The organism is Staphylococcus saprophyticus subsp. saprophyticus ATCC 15305 = NCTC 7292 (genome assembly GCF_000010125.1).
In the GTDB taxonomy this organism is placed as follows: Bacteria; Bacillota; Bacilli; order Staphylococcales; family Staphylococcaceae; genus Staphylococcus; species Staphylococcus saprophyticus.
Window position 1 is genome coordinate 774043 of sequence record NC_007350.1, and the last position, 19065, is coordinate 793107.

Annotated in this window: 19 protein-coding genes; 16 read left to right on the forward strand and 3 right to left on the reverse strand. The window is 33.5% G+C overall.

Going from position 1 to position 19065, the window contains the following annotated elements:
* The first annotated feature begins 19 nt into the window (after positions 1-19).
* From SSP_RS03670 to SSP_RS03680, 3 genes are all read left to right on the forward strand, one after another.
* On the forward strand, positions 20-403 hold the full coding sequence (locus SSP_RS03670; protein WP_002482690.1) for a thiol-disulfide oxidoreductase DCC family protein: 384 nt from the start codon (positions 20-22) through the stop codon (positions 401-403).
* A 33-nt stretch (positions 404-436) separates the two neighbouring features.
* Positions 437-1300 carry a ribokinase gene (gene rbsK, locus SSP_RS03675; protein WP_011302650.1) on the forward strand — a complete coding sequence of 288 codons (864 nt, stop codon included), beginning with the start codon at positions 437-439 and terminating at the stop codon, positions 1298-1300.
* 180 nt (positions 1301-1480) lie between these two features.
* Positions 1481-1930: a Dps family protein gene (locus SSP_RS03680; protein WP_011302651.1), complete on the forward strand. Its 450-nt coding sequence runs from the start codon at positions 1481-1483 to the stop codon at positions 1928-1930.
* A 184-nt stretch (positions 1931-2114) separates the two neighbouring features.
* Here the strand turns inward: SSP_RS03680 and deoD are convergent, their stop codons facing one another.
* A complete protein-coding gene (deoD, locus tag SSP_RS03685) occupies positions 2115-2825 on the reverse strand; it encodes a purine-nucleoside phosphorylase (RefSeq protein ID WP_011302652.1) in 711 nt (236 codons plus the stop codon).
* Positions 2826-3009: 184 nt separating this feature from the next.
* Here deoD and deoC point away from each other — a divergent pair, with 184 nt between their 5' ends.
* The 4 genes from deoC to SSP_RS03705 all read left to right on the forward strand — a co-directional run bounded on the left by deoC (position 3010) and on the right by SSP_RS03705 (position 6591).
* Entirely contained in the window at positions 3010-3672 is a 663-nt protein-coding gene (gene deoC / locus SSP_RS03690; RefSeq protein WP_011302653.1) for a deoxyribose-phosphate aldolase, read from the forward strand.
* A 67-nt stretch (positions 3673-3739) separates the two neighbouring features.
* On the forward strand, positions 3740-5041 hold the full coding sequence (locus tag SSP_RS03695; RefSeq protein ID WP_011302654.1) for a pyrimidine-nucleoside phosphorylase: 1302 nt from the start codon (positions 3740-3742) through the stop codon (positions 5039-5041).
* Between the two features lie 12 nt (positions 5042-5053).
* Positions 5054-6241, forward strand: coding sequence for a phosphopentomutase (gene deoB / locus SSP_RS03700; protein ID WP_011302655.1), 1188 nt, complete (start codon positions 5054-5056; stop codon positions 6239-6241).
* On the forward strand, positions 6241-6591 hold the full coding sequence (locus tag SSP_RS03705) for a DoxX family protein (RefSeq protein ID WP_011302656.1): 351 nt from the start codon (positions 6241-6243) through the stop codon (positions 6589-6591). The genes deoB and SSP_RS03705 overlap by 1 nt, the downstream gene beginning before the upstream one ends.
* Before the next feature lie 93 nt (positions 6592-6684).
* On the opposite strand, the gene SSP_RS03710 is transcribed toward SSP_RS03705, so the two are convergent.
* Positions 6685-7155 (reverse strand): S-ribosylhomocysteine lyase, encoded by a 471-nt coding sequence (locus tag SSP_RS03710; protein ID WP_002482698.1) that lies wholly within the window; start codon positions 7153-7155, stop codon positions 6685-6687.
* Positions 7156-7438: 283 nt separating this feature from the next.
* Here SSP_RS03710 and SSP_RS03715 point away from each other — a divergent pair, with 283 nt between their 5' ends.
* The 3 genes from SSP_RS03715 (at position 7439) to SSP_RS03725 (ending at position 10840) form a co-directional block, all read left to right on the forward strand.
* Positions 7439-8623 carry a M20 family metallopeptidase gene (locus SSP_RS03715; RefSeq protein ID WP_011302657.1) on the forward strand — a complete coding sequence of 395 codons (1185 nt, stop codon included), beginning with the start codon at positions 7439-7441 and terminating at the stop codon, positions 8621-8623.
* Positions 8620-9816, forward strand: coding sequence for an L-aspartate--L-methionine ligase LdmS (locus SSP_RS03720; protein ID WP_011302658.1), 1197 nt, complete (start codon positions 8620-8622; stop codon positions 9814-9816). The genes SSP_RS03715 and SSP_RS03720 overlap by 4 nt, the downstream gene beginning before the upstream one ends.
* A gap of 358 nt (positions 9817-10174) precedes the next feature.
* On the forward strand, positions 10175-10840 hold the full coding sequence (locus SSP_RS03725; RefSeq protein ID WP_011302659.1) for a DUF2750 domain-containing protein: 666 nt from the start codon (positions 10175-10177) through the stop codon (positions 10838-10840).
* 481 nt (positions 10841-11321) lie between these two features.
* Here the strand turns inward: SSP_RS03725 and coaW are convergent, their stop codons facing one another.
* Positions 11322-12119: a type II pantothenate kinase gene (gene coaW / locus SSP_RS03730; RefSeq protein WP_011302660.1), complete on the reverse strand. Its 798-nt coding sequence runs from the start codon at positions 12117-12119 to the stop codon at positions 11322-11324.
* 215 nt (positions 12120-12334) lie between these two features.
* Here coaW and SSP_RS03735 point away from each other — a divergent pair, with 215 nt between their 5' ends.
* From SSP_RS03735 to SSP_RS03760, 6 genes are all read left to right on the forward strand, one after another.
* Positions 12335-13195 carry a GNAT family N-acetyltransferase gene (locus tag SSP_RS03735; protein WP_011302661.1) on the forward strand — a complete coding sequence of 287 codons (861 nt, stop codon included), beginning with the start codon at positions 12335-12337 and terminating at the stop codon, positions 13193-13195.
* Positions 13196-13304: 109 nt separating this feature from the next.
* On the forward strand, positions 13305-13853 hold the full coding sequence (gene rpoE / locus SSP_RS03740) for a DNA-directed RNA polymerase subunit delta (RefSeq protein WP_011302662.1): 549 nt from the start codon (positions 13305-13307) through the stop codon (positions 13851-13853).
* A gap of 319 nt (positions 13854-14172) precedes the next feature.
* Positions 14173-15783, forward strand: coding sequence for a CTP synthase (locus SSP_RS03745; protein ID WP_011302663.1), 1611 nt, complete (start codon positions 14173-14175; stop codon positions 15781-15783).
* 257 nt (positions 15784-16040) lie between these two features.
* Positions 16041-16901 carry a class IIb fructose-bisphosphate aldolase FdaB gene (gene fdaB / locus SSP_RS03750; RefSeq protein ID WP_011302664.1) on the forward strand — a complete coding sequence of 287 codons (861 nt, stop codon included), beginning with the start codon at positions 16041-16043 and terminating at the stop codon, positions 16899-16901.
* Between the two features lie 380 nt (positions 16902-17281).
* Positions 17282-18541 (forward strand): UDP-N-acetylglucosamine 1-carboxyvinyltransferase, encoded by a 1260-nt coding sequence (locus tag SSP_RS03755; RefSeq protein WP_011302665.1) that lies wholly within the window; start codon positions 17282-17284, stop codon positions 18539-18541.
* 86 nt (positions 18542-18627) lie between these two features.
* Positions 18628-18951, forward strand: coding sequence for a winged helix-turn-helix transcriptional regulator (locus SSP_RS03760; protein WP_011302666.1), 324 nt, complete (start codon positions 18628-18630; stop codon positions 18949-18951).
* Positions 18952-19065 lie beyond the last annotated feature (114 nt).

Below are 19065 nucleotides of genomic sequence, written 5' to 3' on the forward strand. Positions count from 1 at the left end.
CATTTTAGGAGCGTTGTATATGCCAATAATTTATTATGATGGTAACTGTGTTTATTGTTATAACTATGCGATCTGGTTAATTCAACACGGACTTTCTACACGTTATCAATTTGCCAAATTACAGGGTGATGTAGCACAAAATTTATTAGAAAATTATCCAGAAGCGCAACAATACGATAGTGTGATTTTACAAGAAGGTGACCAGTTGAAATATAAATCTGATGCAATTACAACCTTAATCACATCGTTGACTAACTACAAATGGTTAGGTATCTTGTTGCGTTTCGTGCCAAATATAATCAGAGATTTTGGTTATCAATTATTTGCTGATAATAGAAATCATATGTGGAAAACCCATTGGCATGAACCTAATGATTATGAAAAATCATTTTTTATTGACTGATTATTTTTTACTGAAAATACGGAGGAAACAAACATGGGAAAAATTATTGTAATTGGTAGTGCATCAATAGATTTAGTTGTAAAAACTGATATATTGCCCGAAGCAGGAGAAACAGTAATGGGCACTTCATTTTTTACTAATCCTGGTGGCAAAGGCGCAAATCAAGCGGTAGCGGCTGCACGCTTAAGTAATGAAGTGTATATGATAGGTGCAGTGGGCGATGATGCATACGGCAAACAAATTTTGGAAAACTTGAAAGATAATCATGTTGATACCACTTACATGGACATCATTGACAATGAGAAGTCAGGTACAGCACACATTACATTATTTGAAGATGATAATCGTATTATTGTCGTTCCGGCTGCCAATAACTATATTACACCAGATATTGTTTTGCCAAAGTTGGAAAACTTTGGTGAAGATGACATTATTTTGCTCCAACATGAAATTCTTGAAGCAACGGTTCAATCAGTTGTCACATATGCAGCAAAGCATGGTATCAAAGTTATTTTAAATCCTGCGCCTTATCGTGAATTGGATAAAGAAGTAATCGAAAAAGTAACATGGATAACGCCGAACGAATCAGAAAGTGAATTACTATTTGACCATCAAGTAGAACAAGCACTTAAAGCATATCCACGTAAACTTATTATTACGCAAGGCGCAAAAGGCGCATTGTTTTATAGCGATACGCAACAACTGATTGAAGGTTATAAAAAGGAAGTCATAGATACAACAGGAGCTGGAGATACTTTTAATGGTGCACTAGCAGTTGCATTAATTGAAAATAAGTCATTGGAAGATGCTGTGAATTTTGCTAATTTGGCTGGTAGTTTTTCAGTGACAGGTTTAGGTGCACAAGGCGCAATGCCGTATAGAAAAGACTTGGAATAAGTAGTGCGCAATTTGTTATAATAAGTGTAGGTCATTAAATGGACATCTAAATTAAAATGATTCTAATTTAGAGCACGAATATTCTTTACAGATTAGAATTATTATAATATAATAATTATTGTAATCAAGAACGGTGTTGTCATTTAATGATAATATTGAAATTTAAAGGAGAGATTTTACATGGCAAAAAGTAATGAAGAAGTAGTAAAAGTATTAAATCAACAAGTAGCAAACTGGACAGTCGCATTCACAAAATTACACAATTTTCATTGGTATGTAAAAGGTCCTAATTTCTTCTCACTACACACAAAATTCGAAGAATTATATGACGAAGCAAGTCAATACATTGACGATTTAGCTGAGCGTATTTTAGCTGCTGGTGGTAATCCAGTTGCAACATTAAAAGAAAGTTTAGATCTTTCAATTATCAAAGAAGCAGGCAAAGGTTACAAAGCTGAAGAAATGGTTGAAGAACTTTCACAAGACTTCGATAATGTATCTAAACAATTAGAAGAAGCAATTGAAGTTGCTTCAAATGCAGATGATGATGTGACTGAAGATATGTTCATCGGTATGCAAACAAATATAGATAAACATAACTGGATGTTAAAATCATATTTAGGTAGATAATACATTCAGTTTAAGATAAAGAGAATAGTGTCTGGGCATATAGCTTAGACGTATAAAAGAGGCCCTGTCTATTTAAATAGACAGGGCCTCTTTCTTTATAAAAAATGTTAGCTGAGTGTTATGAATTAGCACACTAGCTCTATATGTACTTATTTACATATCAATCTGAAACCTAAAGAAAATGTTATTCAGCAATTTCTAATGCTATTTCCATCATTTGAGTGAAAGAGTTTTGGCGTTCTTCAGCAGTTGTCGCTTCATCACGTAAGATATGATCGCTTACTGTAAATATGCCTAAAGCTTTTTTATTTGCATAAGTAGCGTTTAAATATAGTGCTGCAGACTCCATTTCAATACCTAAGACACCCATGCGTTGCCATTGTTCATTGAATGTAGGGTCGGCATTATAGAACGTATCAGAAGATAAGATATTGCCAACATGTGTCGTAGCACCGATATCATCTGCTTTTTGTTTAGCTTTTAATATTAATTCAAAATCTGCTAATGGTGCAAAATGACCAGGAATGTTGTATTGCTCCACATAACTAGAATTCGTAGAAGCACCTTGTGCAATAATCACATCATATAAGTTAACGTTTTCTTGTAAAGCACCGCATGAGCCGATACGGATGATTGTGTCTACATCAAAGAAATTGTATAGTTCATACGAATAGATACCAATACTTGGAACGCCCATACCTGATCCCATTACAGATACTTCTTTACCATTATATGTACCAGTATAACCAAACATATTACGTACTTCGTTAAATTGTTCAACGTTTTCTAAATAGTTATCCGCAATATATTTTGCACGAAGTGGATCCCCTGGCATTAATACGGTTTTAGCTATTTTTTTCCCATTAGGTTGAATATGAGGTGTTGCTTTTGTCATAATCATCTTCTCCTTTAAATTCTTTATCAAATTAAAGATAACATTTGTTTATTATTTTTGCGAATTTTTGTAGTATAGAGGTAAAGAGAGAATGTTTATAAACATATATGTTTAATTTTACTATATAATTATGAGTGGGTTAAAACACCATATGCTAATAAACAAAATAATAGGAGGATTTAATATGAATTACGCAAAATATATAGACCACACATTACTTAAACCGGAATCTACGAGAAATCAAATAGATAAAATTATCGAGGAAGCGAAAGCGTTTAATTTTAAATCGATTTGTATTAATCCAACACATGTAAAATATGCTGCTGAACAACTTAAGGGTTCAGATGTATTAGTATGTACAGTTATAGGTTTTCCATTAGGAGCATCAACAACTGAAACAAAAATATTTGAAACAAAAGATGCTATTAATAAAGGTGCATCAGAAGTAGATATGGTAATTAATATTGGTGCTTTAAAAGATGGACGCTTTGAAGACGTTCAAAAAGATATCGAAGGTGTCGTAGGTGCAGCGAACGGTAAAACAGTTAAAGTTATTATTGAAACATGCTTATTAACTGATGAGGAAAAAGTCAAAGCAAGCGAATTAAGCAAGGTAGCTGGTGCTGATTTTGTTAAAACATCAACAGGATTTGCTGGTGGTGGTGCTACACCTGAAGATGTTAAGTTAATGAAAGATACAGTGGGCGATGATTTAGAAGTAAAAGCTTCTGGTGGCGTTAGAAATCTTGAAGACTTCAATCATATGCTTGAAGCAGGTGCCACACGTATTGGCGCTAGTGCAGGCGTTGAAATTGTACAAGGTTTAGAAAGTGACTCAGATTATTAATAAATAACTGAAATCTTGTCTGAATACAGTTATGTATTGACTTGAAAAATAGGGGAGGCCAACTCATATGAGAATGGTAGATATTATTGAAAAAAAACGTGATGGTCAAGCGCTAACGAAACAAGAAATTGAATACTTTATTGATGGATATACAAATGGAGATATTCCTGACTATCAAGCTTCTAGTTTAGCGATGGCGATTTATTTTCAAGATATGAATGATGATGAACGAGCTGCCTTGACGATGGCGATGGTTAATTCAGGTGATGTCATTGATTTATCTAATATTAATGGGGTTAAAGTGGATAAGCACTCAACGGGTGGTGTTGGTGATACGACGACACTAGTACTTGCACCATTAGTGGCTGCGGTAGGTGTGCCAGTAGCGAAAATGAGTGGTCGCGGACTAGGCCATACTGGTGGTACCATTGATAAATTAGAATCAGTTGAAGGTTTCCATGTTGAAATTAGCGAAGAACAATTTGTTAAATTGGTTAATGAGGCGAAAGTTGCAGTCATTGGTCAAACTGGGAATTTAACACCCGCTGATAAAAAACTATATGGACTTCGTGATGTTACCGGTACGGTGAATTCAATTCCACTGATTGCATCGTCTATAATGAGTAAAAAAATTGCTGCTGGCGCGGATGCAATTGTATTAGATGTTAAAACCGGTAATGGCGCATTTATGAAAACGTTAGAAGATGCAGAAGCGTTAGCGCATGCCATGGTTCGTATCGGTAATAATGTAGGTAGAAATACAATGGCAATTATTTCGGATATGGGCCAACCACTTGGCAATGCAATAGGTAATGCTTTAGAAGTTAAAGAAGCGATTGAAACGTTGCAAGGTAATGGACCAGAAGACTTAACAGAGTTAGTTATGACGCTAGGTTCACAGATGGTAGTCGTCGGTGGAAAAGCTCAAAATCTTGATGAAGCACGTAAAATGTTAGAACAAGCAATTCAAGATGGTTCAGCGTTAGAAAGTTTCAGAACATTTTTAGAAAACCAAGATGGCGATGGTTCTGTTGTAGACGATGTATCAAAATTACCACAAGCCAAATATCAAATTGAACTACCCGCACAAAGTGAAGGCATTGTAACTGAAATTATTGCAAATGAAGTCGGTGTAGCTTCTATGATGTTAGGTGCAGGCAGACAAACTAAAGAAGACGAAATAGATTTAAGTGTGGGTCTCGTATTGCATAAAAAGGTTGGAGATAGCGTCAACAAAGGAGAGGCTTTGTTAACAATCCACAGCAATCAAGAACAAATTGATAACGTAAAAGATAAACTATTGCAAAGTATTACGATTAGTGACACTGGTAATGAACCAACATTGATTCATAAAATAATTACTGAATAGGAGAGGAATATTATGACTACACCATTTAAACGAGTTCATTTAATTGTCATGGACTCTGTTGGTATTGGAGAAGGACCTGATGCAAAAGCTTTTGATGATGAAGGCAGTCACACTTTAAAGCATACGCTCGAAGGATTTGAACAGTCATTACCTAACTTACAAAAATTAGGTTTAGGTAATATTGAACCTCTTCCGGTTATTGATAAAGAAGTGGAACCACAAGCTTTTTACACAAAAATGAGTGAAGCTTCAGTCGGCAAAGATACCATGACTGGCCATTGGGAGATTATGGGGCTAAATATCATGCAACCATTTAAGGTCTATCCAGAAGGCTTTCCAGAAGAACTGGTTAATGAAATCGAAACGTTAACAGGACGTAAAGTTGTAGCCAATCGTCCTGCATCCGGTACGCAAATCATAGATGAATGGGGCGAACATCAGATGAAGACGGGTGATCTAATTGTCTATACTTCTGCAGACCCAGTACTTCAAATTGCAGCTCATGAAGATATTATTCCCTTAGAGGAACTATATGACATCTGTGAAAAAGTAAGAGAATTAACCAAGGATCCTAAATATTTAATAGGCAGAATCATTGCTAGACCTTATATTGGAGAGCCAGGTTCATTTAAACGAACTTCTAATAGACATGACTATGCATTAAAACCATTTGGTAGAACAGTAATGAATGAATTAAAAGATAATGGTTATGATGTCATTGCCCTTGGTAAAATTAATGATATATTTGACGGTGAAGGTGTGACTGAATCGATACGTACCAAAGATAACATGGATGGTATTGATAAATTAATTGAAACTGTGCAACGTGACTTTAATGGGTTAAGCTTTTTAAATCTTGTTGATTTCGATGCCCTTTATGGCCATCGTCGTGATAAACCTGGATATGCACAAGCGATTAAAGATTTTGATGAACGTTTATCTGAACTTATGAATCACTTACAAGAAGAAGATTTAGTTATTATTACAGCAGACCATGGTAATGATCCAACTGCAGATGGTACGGATCATACTAGAGAATACATTCCTGTACTTATGTTTAGTCCTAAAATGACTGACTATCATGAGCTAACGATAGACAGCACATTTAGTTCTTTAGGTGCAACGATTGCTGATAATTTTGGTGTGAAATTACCTGAATTTGGCAAAAGCTATTTGAAAGAAATGGGTGTTGAAAAGTAATGCGTATTTTAAGAATGCTATTTGGAATTGTCTTTAGTGTTGCAGGGGTACTCCATTTTAAAGATGAAGAACAATTTAGATGTATTGTACCAGCGTACTTACCATTTCGAAAAGCAGCTGTGTTAATCACAGGCGTTATGGAAATCGTGTTTGGTGTCATATTATTAATGAAACAACCTACTAAGAGTCAAAAAAATGCACTCATAGCGTTTTTATGGGCGGTCTTACCAGCGAATATTTATATGGCGCGCAAACAAATTCCAATTGCTGGTCAACAACTTCCGAAATGGGCTTTATACGGACGTATTCCATTGCAATTTGTGATGATGAAATTAATCAAAAAATTATAACTTACTAAACTAAAATAAGAGAGCACATGCGTTTGAAATGACGCTGTGCTCTCTTATTTTATATATTTATAAAATGCTAACTCACATTATAAATTATTGTGCTTCACCATAGATATCATGCCATTCAGCTTTTTTGTCTAAGAATGTTTGGGCTATTTCTTTGGCGCCTTCTAATGAATGGCTAGCAGCCCAACCACATTGAACTTCATTACATGCTGGCACTTCTGTAGCATTTAATACATCTTTAATTGTTGCTTCGATAATATTTAACACATCTTCATAGTCATCATGATTGATAAATGAAACGTAAAATCCTGTTTGGCAACCCATTGGACTAATATCAACGACTTTATCTGAATGATTTCTAATATTTTCTGCCATTAAATGTTCTAATGAATGTAATCCAGGCATATCCATATGCTCTTTGTTTGGTTGTTTAAAGCGGATATCATATTTATGAATTACATCACCGTTAGCGCCTTCCATTTTCCCTGCTAATCTCACAAAAGGTGCTACAACGATTGTATGATCTAAATTAAAACTTTCTACGTTCATTTTTGGCATGGTGTATCCTCCTCATATATAACTTAAATTAATTGTAACAAGTTAAAAGAGGATTTACAATTTTTGAAATGTGGTATAAAGGGGTATGAAAGTTATTTTTATAAATTTCAGAAAATGAATGACAGAATTCAATAAACCCGATAGAATAAGTAATAATTAAATCATGTTTTGTGCATTATGAATCATATGTTGTGTTATTTAATAAATTACTTATTGCATTTGATTTATTTTATAAATTGAGTATAAACATAATGCCAAGTAATTTAGGAGGCAGTGTTGAATTATGGAAAATAAACAAATTGTATTGGACTATATAGAAAATGAAAAGTATAAATATTTAGAAATGAGCCATCAAATCCATCAAAGACCTGAATTAGGTAATGAGGAGATATTTGCATCTAGAACGTTAACGGAAACGTTAACGCAACATGGTTTTGAAGTCGAAACAAATATAGCAGGACATGCGACTGGCTTTATAGCAAGTTATGATTCAGGACAAACGGGACCAACTATAGGTTACTTGGCCGAATATGATGCATTGCCAGGGTTAGGTCACGCGTGTGGTCATAATATTATTGGTACCGCTAGTACATTTGCGGGTATAGCCTTAAAGCAAGTGATTGATAAAGTCGGCGGAAAAGTAATTGTATTAGGCTGTCCTGCAGAAGAAGGTGGAGAAAACGGTAGTGCTAAAGCGACTTATGTTAAAGAAGGTATTATTGATGATTTAGATATCGCCTTAATGGTGCATCCTGGTAATGAAACATACAGAACAATCAATACTTTGGCTGTAGATGTACTAGATGTTAAATTTTTTGGTAAAAGTGCGCATGCATCTGAAAATGCAGATGAAGCGAAAAATGCACTTGATGCAATGATTTCATATTTTAATGGGGTTGCGCAATTACGTCAGCATATAAAAAGTAGTCAACGTGTCCATGGCGTTATATTGGATGGTGGACAAGCAGCGAATATTATACCTGATTTTACACATGCGAGATTCTATACTAGAGCAACAAGTCGCCATGAGTTAGACATTTTAACTGAACGAGTTGGTCAAATAGCTAAAGGTGCGGCATTGCAAACTGGATGTGATTATGAATTTGGACCTATACAAAATGGCGTGAACGAGTTTATAAAATCTTCAAAATTAGATGATTTATTTGCTAAATATGCAACAGAAATGGGTGAAGCTGTCATTGATGATGATTTTGGTTATGGCTCTACTGACACGGGAAATGTGAGTCATGTTGTACCAACGATACATCCACATATTAAAATTGGATCACGTAATTTAGTAGGTCATACGCATAGATTTAGAGAGGCTGCAGCAAGTACCCATGGGGGCCAAGCGTTAATTAGAGGTGCTAAGATTCTCTCGCTTATGGGATTAGAATTATTAACGAATCAAGCGTTGTTTGATGAGATTATTGAACAACATCAATTTATAAAGGGGCATAAAAAATGACTAAAGAACGCTCTCATAGACCCAAATTAACACTTAGTGACCTTTACGATTCTAGCGTTGTCTATACTTCTAGACCGTCTTATATTTCAAATCCATGGCTGGAACCTGAAGAACACCAATCGAATTTTTTAACAGGTAGAGAGCTGATAATAGCTAATCATATGCCAGTAATCGTTCATGAAGCGAGCGTCACTGATAAATTAAAGCAGTTATTTGAAGCGGTAGGGAAAACAATGCCTACAAATATCATTCAATTCAACGATCAACAAAGTTATGAACAAACTTTAAAAGTGTTAGCGCAAGAAGAGAATAAGAAAATTTATTTTCAATATATTCATGGTGAAGATATATTAACTAAAGCGCATTATGCACTAGATAAAGATATCTTTGTTGCATTAAATAATAAAGCAAGAATTCCTGAATGGACGAACAATCAATTCCTTCCCCGTCGAGAAGTTGTAAACATTGAAGATTTTGAGGCGGCGGTGTCTGAATGGTCGTTCCCATTTGTATTAAAACCTGGGGATGACTTACCAACTGCTGGCGGGTATGGTGTAATGATTTGTTATTCAGAAGAAGATTTAACAAAAGCAAAAACACGAATTGCTCAAGCTCAATCAGAAACAGACACAATGATTATAGAGCAAAAGATAGAAGCGATTGCTAATTATTGTGTACAATTTGCATATTCTGAAAATGGAGGCATACGATATATAGGTACTTCAGCTCAACTCACAGATGCTTACGGCTATTATAGTGGAAATGAAAATGCGCCGGATGTACCTAAACACGTGATAGAAGCTGGTAGAGAAATCATGGAAATTGGGGTATCTAAAGGTTACTTTGGCGTAGCGGGCTTTGACTTGTTATTAGACGACAAAAATGATGTATATGCGATTGATTTGAATTTTAGACAAAATGGTTCGACAAGTATGTTGTTGTTAGAGCCTTTACTTCAACAAGGCTATCATAAATTTTATAGTTATATTTCGCCTGGTGATAACGAACAATTTTTTGCGACAATTTTGAAATATGTGCGACTGGGCGTATTATTTCCACTTTCTTATTATGATGGTGAATGGTTTGAAAATGATACGGTGCAATCTAGATTTGGTTGTATATGGCATGCTGAAAACAAAGCTACGGTTGATACATTGGAGCAACAATTTCTAAAAGAGATTCAAGAAAAATAAAATGTGGAATTAAAATTAGTGGTTCTACTCAGTAGATAATAATTTAAAAGCTAAAAATGTAAAGTGTCTGGGACATAAATAGGTGTCTCAGATTTTTTAATTGGACAATAGATGTGAACTACTACCAGCGATCCAAAGTACTATTGATATATTTTATGCGAATGCGTAGTGGTTATGTATACGATTAGAATATTAGCCAAGGAAGAGAATGACTTTTATTCTTTAATTTTTATTGAAAAATTTGATTCCTGTTAATACTTTCTAAATTTATAAGGAACATTCGTTGATTGACTAAAAACATACAGTCATTTATATTTTAAATATAAGTAATTATTATAAATGAATTGAAGGTGAAAATATGTCTTACAAAGAAAGTTCATTTTTTCAAGATATTTTAATAAATGAAGTTTTTTATGTCGCAACTAAATCAAAGCATTTGATTAGACAAGAAATATCTGAACAAAATGTAGTATGTGCTTGGACAGATAAAGCAACAGCAGAAAGTTATTTAAATAAAGAGCAAATTGAATATGACAAAGTAAAAACGGTTGATATTGATCGTTTTGTAACTTATGAAATTGACGATATTTTTGATGAAGATGATGAGGTATTGATGAACCCAACTTCACATAAAGATGGTGAACGCGTTCGTATCGTTGCAGCTTCAAATGAATTGATGTCTGATTTGGATAGTATTAGATTGAAAGAATTTGTTAAAGATGTTGCTAAAGAAGATGCTGTGTTTGGATTAACTAATAAGAATGAAAAACAATTTATCATGATCAGTGATGAAGCACACCAAAAACCACATATTATGCCTGTATGGAGTATTAAAAACAGAGCTGAAAAGGTGAGAAATCAAGATTTTGAAGAATGTGAAATTATTGAGATTGAAGGGGAAGTATTTGCTGAATGGTTAGATACGTTACGTGATGATGACCATGCAGTTGCAATAGACTTGAAGTCAGGCGTAGTCGGAACCGTTGTGCCTGCTCAAAAAGTAATTGACCAGTTAACATTTTAATTAAAGGTTATCAACAATATAGCTGTTTATGAGTTATGTATTTATAATATTTATAATTTAGAGCACAAATTTTATCGTATCGAAATAGTTATAGATTTGTTTGGAGTAATAACTAGTTGAAATAAAGAGATTGAGTCATAAATAGATAATGTCAAAAAGTCTGGAACATAATTAGGCGTCTAGGCTTTTTGTCAATTTAAACAATTGGTGTAAAGTCCAACTGCTTATTTTAAACAGTTACATGATTAGTATCTGTATTATTCAATTTCATATTTATAAATAAAACAGTAATTTCTAGTGTTTTAAACTAGAAATTACAGTTTTTTGTTTATACCCATTCAGTATGATTGTAAAAAATCCTACAAAATCATTTTTCATTTAGATAACTCATATAATGTCCTGTTTTTAATATGTCATATTGTGGCAGATAAACGTGCTTAATGAGCAGTCTATACATTATATAATTTAATGAATATAAGCATTATAAATGTATAGAACCTAGAGCACCAGAAAATGCACCATGCTCAATATAATAAGGTTCACACCCACGTAAAACAGTATAGTCTTTGACGACATCCTTTAATAAATCGTTATTGTGGAAGGAAGAACCGATATAGGCAACATTTTTTGTATTATGTTCTCTTGCGACAGTAATTGACATTGTAGTAATGACTTCACCGACGACTGCAATTACAGAAGCCAATTTATCTGCATCTGTAAATGATTCATCTAAATGATGTAGCACATTACCAAAGTTAGCTGCAGTTAAATCGCCAGAAATAGGAGGCTCACTATCTTTATATATATGTTTTACCTTTAAATCTATAATATCACGGTTACCATTTTGAGCTGTATCAGTTAACTGTTTATAGTTACTGATACCTGTGAGTAGGTATCCAAGGCCTTGTATCATACCGCCACCGGTGCCTATTCCGCCTACACGCTTTTGCGCTTTGCCATTTGAAAAATGAAGTGAAGTACCAGTACCAACATTAGTGAAAATATAATCATCTAAGAAATGACCTTGTTCTTCTAATAGAATTTCTAGCCCTTTAGCTGCAGCATCAAATTCAACAAATACACGAGATTCACAATTGAGTTGTTCATTAATCATGGCAGCTTGCCCACCCGTCAGATTAATGTTGTTACAATCTTGTTGATTTAACCATTGAATGACTTCCTCAATTTCAGTAGTTAATCTTGTGCTGTATGTTCGTTCACCGTTTTTTTCTTGAACAATTTTAATGAGCGTGCCACCAGCATCGACACCTATCTTCATCTGTATTCCCCCTAATAAAAATTTCCATTATAACTTATAGTATAATAAAATGAAGGAAAATCAAATATGGATTTAATAGGATTGATAGAATAGTTCACAATTAAGGCTGTTAATTAATTAGGTATGTTTCTAAATTATATGTAAATTTATAGGTTGATTTGATTCAGAAGTGGTATGAATAAATAACGACTACGTTTTTAATAGGGGATTAAAACATGTTTATAAAGGAAAATTTTGAAAATATTACGGTACAAGTTTATGAAGAAAAATATAGACAATCTTTATATGATTTCAAATTAAGTGAAAGACAGCAAATTTATTCATCATTACCTAAAGATGTATTGGATGATGCGATCAATGATGAAGATAGAATTCCAAATATTGCACTAAATGATGAAGGTGAAGTCGTTGGCTTCTTTGTACTGCATCAGTATTATCAACATGAAGGATATGACACGCCAAATCAAGTTATATATGTGAGATCCTTATCAGTCAATGAAGATTTTCAAGGTTATGGCTATGGTACGAAAATGATGATGTATCTGCCTAGGTATGTACAGACACTTTTTCCAAATTTTAACCATTTATATTTAGTGGTCGACGCTGAAAATAAAGGCGCTTGGAATGTTTATGAACGTGCGGGCTTTATGCATGCAGCTACAAAAGAAGAAGGACCTATTGGAAAAGAAAGGTTATATTACCTTGATCTAGATTCTAAACATGTCTCTTCTTTAAAATTAAAACCGAACACAGAAGAACAACCATTCAATATTCATATCATTGATTTAATTAAAGATGATAATAAAGTGGGATTTATTGCTATTGAAAGACATGAAGATCGAATGAATATCTCTTCGGTTGAAGTTAACAAAGAAGAACGGCACCATGGTATTGCTGAAAGCGCATTGAGACAATTATCTACATATGTACGTAAACATTTTGATAATGTAAAGTTATTGACAATCACTTTGTATGGTGAAAATAATGAATTAAAACCGTTATGTATAAACAGTAATTTTGTTGAAATAGATGCCGCAGATGATTATATTGTCTTTGAAAAATATATAAATTACTAAATGCGATTGCGAAATCAGGAATTGTCATTTATAATTTACATTTGTTATTATTACTTATGTTAAACTTAGTACTGATTTGGATAAACGCCTTTGAAAGGAAGAATAAATAATGAGAATTCAAGATTACACAAAAGAAATGGTTGATGAGAAATCATTTATCGATATGGCATATACGTTATTAAATGAAAAAAATGACACAATGAACTTATATGATATTATTGATGAATTTAAAGCACTTGGACATTATGAAGACGACGAAATCGAAAATAGAATTGTTCAATTCTATACAGATTTAAACACAGATGGTCGTTTTTTAAATGTTGGTGAAAATATTTGGGGATTACGTGATTGGTATTCAGTTGCAGATATTGAAGAAAAAATTGCGCCTACGATTCAAAAATTTGATATTCTGGACGACGATGATGAAGAAGATAAAAACTTAAAATTACTTGGTGAAGATGAGGCTGATGATGATGATGATATTCCAGCAGTTACAGATGACCAAGAGACTTTGAATGATCCAGAAGATCCAGAAGATGACGATGTTGATGAAGATCTTAATGAAACAGATATCGTTATCGATGAAGATGATGAAGATTTAGACGAAGAAGATGAAGAAGAAGAAGAATTTGAAGACGAAGAAGAAACAGAAGAATAATTCTTTGAGATTTAATTGACTTTTTTCGTGAACATGATAAAATTTTATTCGGGCTCCTTTAATTAGGACGACGTGTATAAATATTATACGCTCCCCCTTACAACCATGTGAGAGGGAGCGATTTTTTTGTTTTAAATAATATATCAGTTTTATAGTATTTTATATTTTGAAAGTACTTGTTACGACAATTAATACATATAATGATGAAGCATTTAAATATGTAAATGTTGTATCACAAAATTTAGCAACTAATTTGGAAATTTGATACGAATCAAAACGTATTGTAAGAAAATACGGTTTTAATCATAGGAGGCAGAACATGACAAAATTCATTTTTGTAACTGGTGGAGTTGTTTCTTCATTGGGTAAAGGTATCACGGCAGCATCTTTAGGAAGATTATTAAAAGATAGAGGATTAAAAGTCACGATTCAAAAATTTGATCCATACTTAAATGTTGACCCAGGCACAATGAGTCCATATCAACATGGTGAAGTTTTTGTGACAGACGATGGTGCTGAAACTGACTTAGACTTAGGACATTATGAGAGATTTATTGATATAAATTTAAATAAATATTCAAATGTAACGGCTGGGAAAGTTTATTCTCATGTCTTAAAAAAAGAGCGTCGTGGTGATTATTTAGGTGGTACAGTTCAAGTTATCCCGCACATTACGAATGAAATAAAAGAGCGTTTATTATTAGCTGGGGAAAGTACAAATGCAGATGTAGTTATTACTGAAATTGGTGGTACAACAGGGGATATAGAGTCATTGCCATTTATTGAAGCAATTAGACAAATCCGTAGTGATTTAGGACGCGAAAATGTAATGTATGTTCACTGTACTTTGTTACCATATATCAAAGCTGCTGGAGAAATGAAGACAAAACCAACACAACATAGTGTGAAAGAATTAAGAGGTCTTGGTATCCAACCAGATTTAATTGTTGTTAGAACAGAATATGAACTTACTCAAGATTTAAAAGATAAAATTGCGCTATTCTGTGATATTGATAAAGCAAGCGTTATAGAATGTCGTGATGCTGATTCATTATATGAGATACCTTTACAATTAAGTAAACAAGATATGGACGATATTGTGATTAAGCGTTTAGAATTAAATCCAAAATACGAAACGCAATTAGATGAGTGGCAATATTTATTAGATACGGTTAACAGTTTAGATGGCAAGATAACAATTGGTTTAGTAGGTAAATATGTAAGCTTACAAGATGCATATTTGTCAGTTGTCGAGTCATTAAAACATGCTGGATATCCATTCAAAAAAGATATCGAAGTGAAATGGATTGATTCAAGTGAAGTTACCGATGAAAACGTTGCTGAAATATTAGCAGAAGTTGATGGTATATTAGTACCTGGTGGATTTGGATTCCGTGCAAGTGAAGGTAAGATATCAGCTATTAAATATGCACGTGAAAATAATGTGCCATATTTCGGTATTTGTTTAGGTATGCAATTAGCAACTGTTGAGTTTGCTCGAAATGTCATTGGACTAGATGACGCGCATTCAGCAGAATTAGATCCTAATACACCACATCCTATAATCGACTTATTACCAGAACAGAAAGATATCGAAGATTTAGGCGGTACACTACGCTTAGGTTTATACCCTTGTCATATCAAAGAAGGTACATTAGCAGATTCAATTTATAATGAAACTGAAATTGAAGAAAGACACCGTCATCGTTATGAATTTAATAATGAATATAGAGAACAACTCGAAGCAAACGGAATGGTGTTTTCTGGAACAAGTCCAGATGGTCGTTTAGTAGAAATGGTAGAAATTCCAAGCAATGACTTTTTCGTTGCATGTCAATTCCATCCAGAATTTTTATCAAGACCTAATCGCCCTCAACCGATTTTCAAAGCATTTATAGAAGCATCATTGAACCATCAGCAATCTAAATAATATGTTAAGACACACATACTCGAACTATTACGTCGAGATGTGTGTCTTTTTTTATTTAGTGCTTCGTTCAAATGTATGTATATAAAAATGGGGTATAAACGATTATTAAAATTTGAAATTTAGGCGATTTTTATACATCTAGAATAAAAATATAAAATAAAAACGCTTACAAATATATTGAAGAATGCAAAAGGTATATGACTTTGATATAATTAGACTGTAAAAATATGTGCTTAAAGCACCAAGGAGGAACTTTCATGCCTTTAGTTTCAATGAAAGAAATGTTAATAGATGCAAAAGAAAATGGTTACGCAGTAGGTCAATATAACCTTAATAACTTAGAATTCACTCAAGCAATTTTAGAAGCTTCTCAAGAAGAGAACGCTCCTGTAATTTTAGGTGTATCTGAAGGTGCTGCTCGTTACATGGGTGGTTTCTATACAGTTGTTAAAATGGTTGAAGGTTTAATGCATGACAAAGAAATTACTGTACCAGTTGCAATTCACTTAGACCACGGTTCAAGCTTTGAAAAATGTAAAGAAGCAATTGACGCTGGATTTACATCAGTAATGATTGATGCTTCACATGGTTCATTCGAAGACAATGTTGAAATCACTTCAAAAGTTGTAGAATATGCTCATGAACATGGTGTTTCAGTTGAAGCAGAATTAGGTACTGTTGGTGGACAAGAAGATGATGTAGTTGCTGACGGCGTAATCTATGCAGATCCTAAAGAATGTCAAGAACTTGTTGAAAAAACAGGTATCGATACATTAGCGCCAGCATTAGGTTCAGTACACGGACCTTATAAAGGTGAACCAAAATTAGGATTTAAAGAAATGGAAGAAATTGGTGCTTCTACAGGATTACCATTAGTATTACACGGTGGTACAGGGATCCCAACGAAAGATATCCAAAAAGCAATTCCTTTTGGTACTGCTAAAATCAATGTAAATACAGAAAACCAAATTGCTTCAGCTAAAGCTGTTCGTGAAGCTTTAGACAATGATAAAGAAATGTATGATCCTCGTAAATATTTAGGACCTGCACGTGAAGCGATTAAAGCTACTGTTATTGGTAAAATTAAAGAGTTTGGTACATCTAACCAAGCAAAATAAGTTAACGAATAACTTTTGATACTTTATATATGTTGTATCGATTTATGAGGGCGAGACGTCGAAATCAAATTCATTTTTTTGATTTCTGCTTCGCTCTCTTTTTTATGTTATAATTTGTTAGGTTTGTGTAAAAAAGCAATCAGGAAAGCACGGATAACATAAAATTTTAATAATAAATCCTTATAATTATGATTTGAATTGGTAAATAATGGGAAATTGAAACAATAGTAAAAAAATTATATACAAGAGAAAACACTTTATTTTATATGAAATAAATTTTAATAAACTGATGTGCTTTGCAAACTGTAATAAATTAATTTATAATGCAAATGATGTTATGGAAGAGAAATATTGATTGAAAGACAAAGGAGAACATACGAATGGCTCAAGAAGTGATTAAAATTAGAGGTGGTCAAACACTAAAAGGTGAAGTGAACAACCACGGTGCTAAAAATAGTGCAGTAGCAATTATTCCAGCCGCAATTTTGGCTGAAGACAAAGTAACAATTGAAGGCCTTCCAGAAATCTCTGATGTAGAAACTTTAGTAAGTTTACTTGGAGATTTAAATATTAAGACTGAATTAGATGGTATGACATTAAATGTTGATCCAAATGAAATTGAAAATGCACCATTACCTAATAATAAAGTAGAATCGTTACGTGCTTCATATTATATGATGGGCGCTATGTTAGGTAGGTTTAAAAAATGTGTGATTGGATTACCAGGTGGTTGTCCTTTAGGACCGAGACCCATTGATCAACACATTAAAGGTTTCAAAGCTTTAGGTGCTAAAATTGATGAATCAAGTTCTACATCAATGAAGATAGAGGCTGACAAATTAACAGGTGCGAATATCTTTTTAGATATTGTAAGTGTTGGTGCAACAATCAATATTATGCTTGCAGCAGTTCGTGCTGAAGGTCAAACTGTCATTGAGAATGCTGCAAAAGAGCCAGAAGTAGTTGACGTAGCTAATTTCTTAACAAGCTTAGGTGCAGATATCAAAGGCGCTGGCACAAGTACGATTAAGATTAATGGCGTAGAACATTTACACGGTTCACATCATCAGGTCATTCCAGATAGAATTGAAGCTGGTACATATATGTGTATTGCCGCAGCATGTGGTGAAGATATAACAATTAATAATATTATTCCAACGCATGTAGAACCATTAACAGTGAAATTAAAAGAGCTTGGTGTTGATATTCAAGTTGGTGATGATAGCGCCGTAATCCAACGTAGTACACCATATGCTAGTGTTGATATTAAAACACTTGTATATCCTGGATTTGCTACCGATCTTCAACAACCTATTACCCCATTATTGTTTATGGCTGATGGTGTATCATTTGTTACCGAAACGATTTATCCAGCACGTTTTAGACATGTAGATGAATTGAAAAACATGGGTGCAGATATTTCGGCAGATAATGGTACAGCAACAATTAAGCCATCTAAACTTACTGGCGCAGAAGTTTATGCTAGTGATTTACGTGCAGGTGCTTGCCTTATTGTAGCTGGTTTATTAGCTGAAGGTGTTACAACAATTTATAATGTGAAGCATATTTATCGTGGTTATACTAATATCGTTAGTACTTTAAAATCTTTAGGTGCAGACATTTGGACTGAAGAAGTATAGAAAATGTGGTATAATAAATATACTTAGTAACCAAAGTGTACTTAGTTTAAATGATAATAGAATAAATCGATATTGAGGTGATGACCATGAAGGTTTGCCCTTATCTAGAAGAAACCTTTAAAATAGTAGGTAGAAGTTGGAATGGTCTTATTATTAATTATTTATCTAGATGTACGGAAAAGTCTGCACACTTTTCAGATATGAAACGTGATTTAAAGACAATTACACCACGTGCACTTAGCATAAAGTTAACGGATCTTAGTGAATGGGGACTAGTTGAAAAGAAAGTGGTTTCTACCAGTCCAATGAATATTCTTTACCAACTGACAGATAAAGGTGATGCTTTAGCAGCAGCATTAGTGCCAATGGAAAAATGGGCTCAAGATTATATTGAACTCGAAAATAAATAGTAATTAAATTCTAAAGTAAAAGCGAAATTCAAAATATTACTAAAAGAGAATGGAGCACACAGTCTTAATTAGGTATTTCTAAAGACAATCAATTCTATTAGTTGTGATTGGAAA